Raw genomic sequence first — 9,614 nt, 5'->3', positions numbered from 1 at the left:
TGCTGCAGGCGCCCAGAGCCAGCGGCAATGTGCCGGCCACGAGCAACGTGCCCAGCACGGTACGCCGTTGCACTCGTCGATCAGGAGCTGACTCCATGATCTCTCCCGTCATGCGGCCAGGCGGGACCCTCCCCGATGCGACCTGGCCACCATCCGGCCGGGGATGGGGCGTTTCGGTAGTCGCGGGCCGTGCTCCGATCGTCGAGCAGGGCCGGGTCGCCGTCAAACGGCCCGGGGTCAGCCCTTCGGCTGAACCCGACGGAGTCGTGTCTTGGCCAGCGCCCGGTCGCGCACGTCGCCGCTAGACCGCGTATCTCACGAGCGACCGAGCCGGACCCCGCACCCCCACCCGCGTCATGGACACATATCGCGCTCAGGGACGCCCCAGAACAGCGACACGGGACCACAACGCTGCGGGGCCGGACCAGCACCGCAGGACCGGCAACTCAGGCCCCGAGACCGGCCACCCGCACACCCACCCCCAGCGGGGCCGGGCTGCAGCGCGAAACGGGCGACTCGCGCGGCGCGAGCGACCACGCTCCCTTGCCAGGACAGCCTTCCGCGTCAGGGTCACATGACGCGGAAGCAGGCCCCCTGAACAGCGATACGTGACCATGGCGCGGGCTCGGGCAGGCATCAGCGGCGGCAGGCCTGGCGCAGGCCCCCTGCGGCCTGCTGCGGGGGGGCCGGCGCCTGGACCTGCTGAGATCCCTCCGCCGTTGCCGCCGCTGCTAGTTGTAGTGTCATGAGCGCTGTTGACGGCGTGTCGGCCTGGCTGTCGCCGGCCAGGACCGCAGCGCGGGCACATGTGCCCCCCAGTGATCACCAGAGGCTCAGCCGACTGCGCCTCTCTTCGCGACCTCTTATGCGGCGAGGTGCAGGAGTGGTCGTCTGCGGGGTCTTCGCTCCGGGTCGATCCAGGCGGGTGGGATCAGTTCGGGCAACCCGTCGCGGATCCGGACTTCCCAGTCGGAATGGTGCTGCAGCCGGTGACACGCCCGGCACAACATCACGCAGTTGTGCAGGGCCGTGTCACCACCGTCCTGCCAAGCCTTGATGTGGTGGACCTCGCACCAGGATGGTGGCCGCCCGCAGCCGGCGCAGCCGCGGTCGCGGGCGGCGATGGCACGGCGCAGCCCGTCGGGGATGGTGCGGGTGACCCGACCGACGTCGAGCGGCTGACCCTTCCCGGTCAACACCACGGGCACGACCCTCGCGTCACAGGCCAGCATCCGCAACGACTCCGGCGACAAGGTGCCCCCGAAGTCGAGGCAGGCGGCGCGGGCCCGGTTCTCCAGGTCTTCGAGCCGGATCAGCACGGTCAGGTGTGGGCGCCGCCCACCGCACGCGGGCACGTCACCGTGGTCGAGCACGTACCCGCACACGTCGGCGAGGGCGTCGGCCTGGCGTTGGGCGGTGCTGCGGTGTTCGTCGGCGGTGGCGGGTCGGGCGTGGGCGTCGATGACGGTGGCGATGGCGTCGAACATCGCGGCGTCGTCGAACCGGGCCTTGAGCGTGCCGCCCGCCTTCCCGCGGTGGCGGATCAGGTGCAGTTCGTTGACCGGGGCGGGCGGCCGGTCGTCGGGTTCGGCGCCGTCCTCGTCGAGGGCCTCGACCAGCGCGGTGCCCCAGGTCTGCAGCTCCGACGGCGTATAGACCGCGGCTTTGTCGGCGAGCTGGGCTTCCGCACCGGCCCACACCTCGGGCGTAAGCCTTTCCGCGGCCGGGCTGGCGAGCACTCGGGCGATCACGGCGACGTGCCGCAGGCCCGTGGCGCCGGCGGCGAACACCGCTGCGGTGGCAGGCAGCTTCGCGGGTAGTGCGGTGCCATCGAGGCTCACCCGCGGGCAGACCTGTTCGGCGGCGACCACCCGCTGGCGGGCTTCGAACCGCTCCCACCCGAGCAGATCCCCCAACGCCGCCGGGGTCGACTTGTAGCCGCGCTCGGCGAACGTGCCCCGCCGCTCCAGAGTGGACACGGTGGCAACGACGAGCCGGTCCAATCGCCGGCTCGTGCCCTCGCACAAGGTGAGCACGGACAGCAGGTCGTCGTCGGTGGCGCCGGACTCAGCAGCTGCGGCCAGCGCGTCGATCGCCTCGACCAGGAGGCGATGGGCGGTGATGAGCGGGCTGTCCGACACCTCTTCATCGTACTCGAACACATGTTCGAATCGATGTTGGTCGTCGCAGGTCGACGGCCGTTCAGCGCTCGTGGCGGTGGCCCGCACCCCGCCCGCGGCAGATCGTGGCATTGCCTGATCGCCCGGCGAAGGGCCGAAACCCGCGTCTCACGCTGATCAAGAACGCGCCGCGGGCGACTCGCGGGCCGAATCCGGGCGACTCGCGCACCGGGAACGGGCGACTCGCGGGCCCCTGGGCCACGCACCACGCACCACGCACCACGCACCGCGGACCGCGGACCGCGGACCGCACCGCCATCCCCCGGGAGGACCGGCGCGGCGCGGCGAAACCAGCAAAATCTCTGCGAGATGAGGCTCATCGCCCTCCCAGGGGCCAGAACCCGGATCTCGTCGCGATCAAGTCAGCCGGGTCGACAACCCGGCCGGGCATGACAGCTAATCGTCGTCGTCGGAGTCGTCGTCGCGGTCCGAGTTGCGGTCCCGGTCGCCGAAGTCGCCGCGGTCGAGCTCGCTCTGCCGCATGATGTTGACGCTGCCGAACCCGCCGTCGGCGTCCACCACCACCTCGCGGAGGCCCGGGCCGGGGCGGCAGGCCTCCTCGCACCTCGTGCTGCCGAAGATCACGGTGCCCGACGGGCGCACGCGCACGTCGTCGGGCACGACCACCCGGATGCTGCCGAACAGCATGCCGACCTCGACACGCTGCTGGTCGGCGCCGACCTGCACCACCCCGCTGCCGAAGACGGACACGCCGTCGTCGGCGGTGATCACCTGGGCGCCGAGGTAGAGGCCGGTACCCACCAGCGCCGCGGTGACCACACCGCCGACGACTCGCCGGGCCAGGCCGGCGGGGGGCGCTTCCACGGGGCCGGGCGCGGGGGTGTCGACCGGCAGCACCGTGGTCTCGGCCTGGTCGGACTGCGGCAGGTCGCTGGTGAGCGCGTCGAGCTCGCTGCGCGTGCGCGCCGCCCAGCAGGCGGCGGCTCGTTCGTCGTACTCGAGGAGAGTGAGCATCCCGTCGGCCTGCGCCTGCTGGAGCCGGGAGTCCACCTCCCGCCGCTCGCGGTCGCCGATGCGGATCTCGGGCTGCGGCGGTTGGTCCACGGCGGACATCCTGGCGCTCCGGACGCGTCGTGGCCAGCAGGATCGGTCAGGCGCGGATGGTCATCCGCGAGACGAGGCCGTCTTGGAGGTGGAACGAGAACTGGCTCGGGCCGGTGAAACCGTCGCCGCCGACCTGCGCGGTGACCGTCACGACCCCGTCCCGCTCGACCACACCGGTCGGGGTCAGCGACACCCGGACCCCGATGAACTCGGCGTCGCTCCACGACCGGATCTCCGAGGAACCGCGGAACTCCCGCCCCCAGTCGTCCACCACCCCGTCGGCGGTGAAGCTGCTCAGGAACCCGTCGACGTCCCCGCGGTTGGCGGCATCGAGCAGCTGCCGGACAGGGGCCGGTGGGGAGGTGGTCACGTCGAGCTCCGATCGGAGGGCGGTGCGGCCCGTCCCATGATGGCCGCCGGGACCGAGGACCGCTCGGCTCACCGGGCGTCGCGGACGTGCTCGCGCCCGGCCGTGGCCGCGCGCACGGCGGGTACCACCACCTCCGTGAACGCGTCGAGGTTCGCGGTGGCCTCGGCCGGGGTGAGATCGCCGAAGGCGAGGGTCGCCTCGACGTAGTTGACCTCCGCGCGCTCGACCTGTTCCAGAACGAGGTCGCGGACGGTCTGCGGCGAGCCGACCAGCGCCGCGCCGCGGCGGAGGCCGGCCTCGGCGTCGGCCATGGCGTCGGCCCGGTGGTCGTCGTGGTCGTGCCAGAGCTTGGTGAGCTGACGGGCGTAGACCGCGTGGGCCTTGTGGTAGCGGTCGAGCGCCTCCTCGTCGGTGGCCCCGATGTGGACGGTGGCGGCCACCCCGATCCGGGGCGGGCCGCCTGCCCGGGTGGGACGGCTCTCCCAGGCGTTCCAGAACGTCTCGGCGGTGGAGATGAAGGAGCCGTCGTTCCACCGGCCGACGAAGTTGACGTCGTTGGTGCCCGCCCACCCCGCGGTGCCGGCGTTGCTGGAGGCGTACCAGAGCGGCGGGTGGGGGAGCTGCACGGGACGGACCGACAGCTCGACGTCGTAGTCGCGCAGGCGCTCGCCCCGGTGGCTCATGCGCCCGGTCGCCAGCGCGGCGGTGACCACGCCGAGCGTCTCGGTGAACAGTGCACGGGAGTCCTCGTCGGACACGCCGAAGTAGCCCAGCTCGTAGGGGCTGACCCCGCGGCCGACACCCAGGTCGAGCCGTCCGGCGCAGAGCTGGTCGAGGACGGCGATCTCCTCGGCCAGCCGGAGCGGATCGTAGATCGGCAGCACGTTGACCAGCGCTCCGATGCGCATCGTGGACGTGCGCTGGCTCAGCGCGGCGAGGAACAGGTTGGGGGACGGGCACACCGACAGCGGCGTGCCGTGGTGCTCGGTCACGTGGTAGTGGTCGATCCCGGCCGCCTCGGCGGCCACGGCGAGGTCCAGCCGGTTCGTGAGCACGGCGCCCGGGGTGGCGTCACCGAGGTCGAACGAGTCGAAGATGCCGAACGCGAAGCTCACGGTGCTGCCTTCCGGTCGGGGACGTCGCGACGAGGTCGGGCCCGCCCGGATCTCGGCCGGCCCGATCTCGGTGCGTCCGAGCTTCGCTCCGATCGCGCCGGTTCGCCAGCGTGATCCGGATCGGACCGCGGGTCAGCCCACCGCGGCACCGACGAGCAGGCCGAGCCCGTAGGTGGTGGCGGCCGCGCCCGCGCCGATCGCGAGCTGCCGCAGTGCCCGGCGCAGTGGCGGACCGCCGGACAGCACGCCCACGGTGGCGCCGGTGAGCAGCAGGGCGAGCCCGACGAGCAGCCCGGCGACGGCGAGTGCGGCCACCCCGCTGAGCCCGAACAGGAACGGCAGCACGGGAACGGCCGCTCCGGAGGCGAAGAAGCAGAAGCTCGACAGGGCGGCACCCACGCCGGTGCCCACCACGTCGTAGCCGTCCTCGCCCTGGACCTGGTCGGCGACCAGGGCCGCCGACGAGGGGTCGTCGCTGCGCAGCACCGCCGCGGCCCGGCGGTGGGCCTCCTCGGGCGGCACCCCGCGGGCCCGGTACACGAGCGCGAGCTCGTTGGCGTTGACGTCGAGCTCGCGCAGGATGGCGTGGGCGTCGCGGACGTCGGGCGAGGATGCGGCGAGGAGCTCGCGCTGCGAGCGCACGGACACGTACTCCCCGGCGCCCATCGACAGCGCCCCCGCGAGCAGCCCGGCCACGCCGGTGAGCACCACGGTGGGCGGTGAGGCGCCGCCGCCGATCACCCCGAGCACGAGGGCGAGGTTGCTGACCAGACCGTCATTGGCGCCGAAGACGGCGGCGCGGAAGGTGCCCGACACGCGGGCCCGGCCGCGGGCCGCCAGCCCGCGGACCACCTCTTCGTGGACCCGTTCGTCGGCGGCCATGGCTGCCGTGGCGTCGGCGTCGGACCGGTAGGGCGACCGGGTCTCGGCGCGTTGCGCGAGCGCCAGCACGAACACCGAGCCGAACCGGCGCGCCAGGAACGCCAGCAGCCGCATCCGGGCGGCCCCGCGCCGGACCCGTCCCGCGTCGTCGCCGAGCAGGCCGGCCCAGTGCGCGGCGTGCCGTTCCTCGGCCTCGGCCAGCCCGAGCAGGATCTGCCGTTCCTCCCCGCTCCGGCGGGTGGCGAGGTCGCGGTAGACCTTCGCCTCCTCACGCTCGTCGGCCAGCCGCCGTCGCCAGCGGCGCACCGACGACGGTGCGGGGTTCTCCGAACCACGAGACGATGGGGTGACCACGGCTCGATTCTTCCCGTCCCGCGCTTCCCGGGCCGCCCGGGCGAGCGGTGACGTCCCCCCTGTTAGCCCATCGGGACGGCTGGACGGCGGGAGTTCGTCCGGTGGGTCACCCGTCGTGGAGGTCGCTGCCGGGGCGCGTCCCGGTGCCGGAGAGCGGCGTCGGTCACAACGCCGGAATGGTCATGGTTGTTGACGCATCGTCATGGTTTCATCGCCCCATGACCTCGGCAGGCGGGACGCGCGGCGCGCTGCTCGAGCCCGTCTGGGCAGGCCGCCGCGGCGATCAGTTCGACCAGGCCTGTCGCTGACCCGCCGCCCGCCACGTCCGCCCCGGCCCCCGGCGGTGGTCGCCGTGTCGTCCGTCCCCACTCCTGACGAGGTCGTCCCATGACAGAGAACGTGACCGTGCCCCCCGTCGAGGGCGCCACCCTGCCGGTCGTCGACCTGTCGCGGTTCCGGGACCCGACGGCCGACCGGGAGGCGTTCCTGACCGAGCTGCGCCGGGCGGCACACGAGGTCGGGTTCTTCTACGTCACGGGCCACGGCGTGCCGGAGGCGGTCACCGACGGGATCCTGGACGCCGCGAAGGAGTTCTTCGCGTTGCCCGTCGAGCAGCGGCTGGAGATCGAGAACATCCACTCCCCGCAGTTCCGCGGGTACACCCGCGTCGGCACCGAGCAGACCGGGGGCAACGCGGACTGGCGCGAGCAGATCGACATCGGTCCCGAGCGCGCCGCCGTGGACACCCGCCCCGGCGACCCGGACTGGGTACGCCTGATCGGCCCCAACCAGTGGCCGTCAGCGCTGCCCGACCTGCGGGAGCGCGTCCTCACCTGGCAGGACGAGGCGCTGCGGGTGACCAGGGAGGTGCTGCGGGCGCTCTCCGTCGCGCTCGGGCAGGACGAGGCGTACTTCGACGCCTGGTTCGACGACGAGTCCTCACTGCATGTGAAGATCGTGCACTACCCGGGCCGGCCCACACCCGCCGACGACCAGGGCGTCGGCGCGCACAAGGACTACGGCTACCTCACCCTGCTGCAGCAGGACGAGGTCGGAGGCCTGCAGGTGCTGGCCCCCGGCGGGGGCTGGATCGACGCGGCCCCGATGCCGGGCGCGTTCGTGGTGAACATCGGCGAGATGCTGGAGATCGCCACCCAGGGCTACCTGACGGCCACCCGGCACCGCGTCCTCAGCCCGGCCGCCGGGGTGGACCGCTACTCCGTTCCCTTCTTCCTCGGCCCGCGTCTCGACGCCGTCGTCGCGCCACTGGACCTGCCTCCGCAGCTGGCCGCCGCGGCCACCGGGGTGAGTGCCGACCCGGACAACCCGCTGCTCGCCGCGTTCGGCGAGAACGCGCTGGTGGGCTGGCTGCGGTCGCACCCGCGGGTGGCGCAGAAGTGGTGGGCCGACGTGCTGGCCCGGCAGGCGTGACGGCCCCGGCGCCACGTTGGTCCTTCTCCACCCGGCAGGTGCACGCGGGGACCAGCAGCGACCCGGCCACCCGGGCGAGGGCCGTCCCGATCTACCAGACCACGTCCTACGTCTTCACCGACTCCGAGCACGCCGCCGACGCGTTCGCCCTCCGCGACCTGGCGTCGCACGCCTACACCCGCCTCTCCAACCCCACCACCGCCGTGGTGGAGGAGCGGATGGCGGCGCTGGAGGGCGGCACGGCCGCGGTGGCGCTGGGCAGCGGCCAGGCGGCCACGGCACTGGCCCTGCTCAACCTGGCCAGGGCCGGTGACCACATCGTGGCCGCGGCCGCGCTCTACGGCGGCAGCCACACCCTGCTCGCGCACACCTTCGCCGACCTCGGGATCGCCGTCAGCTTCGTCGAGGATCCCGACGACCTCGTCGCGTGGCGGGCGGCGGTCACCCCGCGCACCCGGGCCCTGTTCGGCGAGAGCATCGGCAACCCCCTGGGCAACGTCCTCGACGTCGCCGGGGTGGCCGAGGTGGCCCACGACGCCGGCGTGCCGCTCGTGGTGGACAACACCGTGCCCACGCCCTACCTGCTGCGGCCGTTCGAGCACGGTGCCGACGTCGTGGTGCACTCCACCACCAAGTTCCTGGCGGGCCACGGCACGGCGATCGGCGGGGTCGTGGTGGACGGCGGGCGGTTCGACTTCGGCGCCGACCCCGCTCGCTGGCCCGGCCTCACCACCCCCGACCCGACCTACCAGGGACTGTCGTTCTGGGACGCGTTCTCCGGCGACGGCCTGGCCTTCTCGATGCGGCTGCGCACCCGGCTCCTGCGTGACCTCGGCCCGGCGGTCTCCCCGTTCAACAGCTTCCTGCTCCTGCAGGGCCTCGAGACGCTGGACCTGCGGCTCGCGCGGCACTGCGCCAACGCGACGGCCGTGGCGCAGTGGCTCGAACGCCACCCGCAGGTGCGCCGCGTGCACTACCCCGGGGTCGCGTCGAGCCGCTGGTCCGACCGGGCCCGGCACTACCTGCCCCAGGGCGCGGGTGCGGTCGTGGCGTTCGAGATCGAGGGCGGCCGGGACGCCGGCAGGCGGTTCGTGGACGGGTTGACGCTGTTCAGCCACCTCGCCAACATCGGCGACGTCCGCAGCCTCGCGATCCACCCCGCCTCCACCACCCATGCGCAGCTGGACCCCGAGCAGCAACGGGCGTCGGGCGTGACGCCCGGCCTGATCCGGCTGTCGGTGGGCATCGAGGGCATCGACGACCTGCTCGCCGATCTCGAGTCAGCGCTGGCCGGATCGGGCGCCCCGGCACATGGTGGCTCGACACACAGATCGACACTGGGGGGATCGGCATGATCAGGGGTTGGTTCGCGGGGCGCCGGGGCAGGATCCACTTCCGGCGCTGGGAGCCGGGCGGCCGTCCGGTGGCCCTGCTGGTGCTGCTGCACGGCCTCGGTGAGCACAGCGGGCAGTACGGCCCGCTCGCGGAGGCGGCGGCGGAGATGGGCGTCGGGACGTGGGCGCTCGACCAGGCCGGCCACGGCTACAGCGACGGCGAGCGGGTCCTCGTCGAGAGCGTCGACGATCTCGTGGCCGACGCCGAGACCCTGCTCACCAAGGCCCGGTCGGCGTGGCCCCGGGTCCCGGTGGTGGTGGCCGGGCACTCGCTCGGCGCGACCGTGGCCACGCTGCTGGTCGGGGAGATCCGCACCGGCACCGTCAGCGGTCCGGCTGCCGATCCCGCCGCCGACACCGCGGGGCTCGTACTGGCCGGTTCCTCGCTGCTCGACGGCGGACAGGGGCTGAGCGCACTCCTCGCGTCCGGGGTCGACCCGATGGAGCTGCGCAAGGACCCGTCCGAGCTGGTACGCGACCCCGAGCAGGCCAGGCTTGTGCGCGAGGACCCACTGGTGTGGGACGGCGGCCTGCGCCCGCAGACCCTCGCGGCACTCACCGCGGCGGGGGCGCGCACCCGCGCCGCGGTCACCGACGGTGCGCTCGACCACCTCCCGGTGCTGCTGCTGCACGGCGCCGAGGACGACATCGCCCCGGCGGCGGGCGCGGTGGCCGTGGGTGAGCTGCTGCCCCGCGCGCGGGTCGTCGTGTACCCGGGTGACCGGCACAACGTCCTGCACGAGCTGGACCGCGGCGAGGTCCACGCCGAGCTGCTCCGGTTCGTCGCGGCGGTCACGTCCGTCCCCACCCCGTAAGGAGAGTC

At 73.4% G+C, this 9,614-nt stretch carries 8 protein-coding genes; 3 read left to right on the top strand and 5 right to left on the bottom strand.

The window, feature by feature from the left end; all coding sequences use genetic code 11:
- Nucleotides 1-863 precede the first annotated feature (863 nt).
- From HF577_RS22540 to HF577_RS22520, 5 genes are all read right to left on the bottom strand, one after another.
- Entirely contained in the window at nt 864-2,141 is a 1,278-nt protein-coding gene (locus tag HF577_RS22540; RefSeq protein ID WP_169397919.1) for an HNH endonuclease signature motif containing protein, read from the bottom strand.
- Between the two features lie 435 nt (nt 2,142-2,576).
- Entirely contained in the window at nt 2,577-3,245 is a 669-nt protein-coding gene (locus tag HF577_RS22535) for a DUF1707 SHOCT-like domain-containing protein (RefSeq protein ID WP_169397918.1), read from the bottom strand.
- A gap of 46 nt (nt 3,246-3,291) precedes the next feature.
- Nucleotides 3,292-3,615, bottom strand: a complete 324-nt coding sequence (locus HF577_RS22530) for a nuclear transport factor 2 family protein (RefSeq protein ID WP_169397917.1) — start codon at nt 3,613-3,615, stop codon at nt 3,292-3,294.
- Nucleotides 3,616-3,683: 68 nt separating this feature from the next.
- On the bottom strand, nt 3,684-4,730 hold the full coding sequence (locus tag HF577_RS22525; protein ID WP_169397916.1) for an LLM class flavin-dependent oxidoreductase: 1,047 nt from the start codon (nt 4,728-4,730) through the stop codon (nt 3,684-3,686).
- Nucleotides 4,731-4,862: 132 nt separating this feature from the next.
- Entirely contained in the window at nt 4,863-5,966 is a 1,104-nt protein-coding gene (locus tag HF577_RS22520; protein ID WP_169397915.1) for a VIT1/CCC1 transporter family protein, read from the bottom strand.
- A 387-nt stretch (nt 5,967-6,353) separates the two neighbouring features.
- Here HF577_RS22520 and HF577_RS22515 point away from each other — a divergent pair, with 387 nt between their 5' ends.
- From HF577_RS22515 to HF577_RS22505, 3 genes are read left to right on the top strand one after another with little or no spacing between them, the layout of a single operon-like run.
- Complete coding sequence (locus tag HF577_RS22515; RefSeq protein WP_169397914.1) at nt 6,354-7,397, top strand: isopenicillin N synthase family dioxygenase; 1,044 nt, start codon at nt 6,354-6,356, stop codon at nt 7,395-7,397.
- Nucleotides 7,394-8,752: an O-acetylhomoserine aminocarboxypropyltransferase/cysteine synthase family protein gene (locus HF577_RS22510; RefSeq protein ID WP_169397913.1), complete on the top strand. Its 1,359-nt coding sequence runs from the start codon at nt 7,394-7,396 to the stop codon at nt 8,750-8,752. The genes HF577_RS22515 and HF577_RS22510 overlap by 4 nt, the downstream gene beginning before the upstream one ends.
- On the top strand, nt 8,749-9,606 hold the full coding sequence (locus tag HF577_RS22505) for an alpha/beta fold hydrolase (protein WP_169397912.1): 858 nt from the start codon (nt 8,749-8,751) through the stop codon (nt 9,604-9,606). The genes HF577_RS22510 and HF577_RS22505 overlap by 4 nt, the downstream gene beginning before the upstream one ends.
- Nucleotides 9,607-9,614: the final 8 nt, after the last annotated feature.

Source organism: Pseudonocardia xinjiangensis, from assembly GCF_012911925.1.
Classification (GTDB): Bacteria; Actinomycetota; Actinomycetes; order Mycobacteriales; family Pseudonocardiaceae; genus Pseudonocardia; species Pseudonocardia xinjiangensis.
This window is presented reverse-complemented; position numbering and strand designations above follow the sequence as displayed.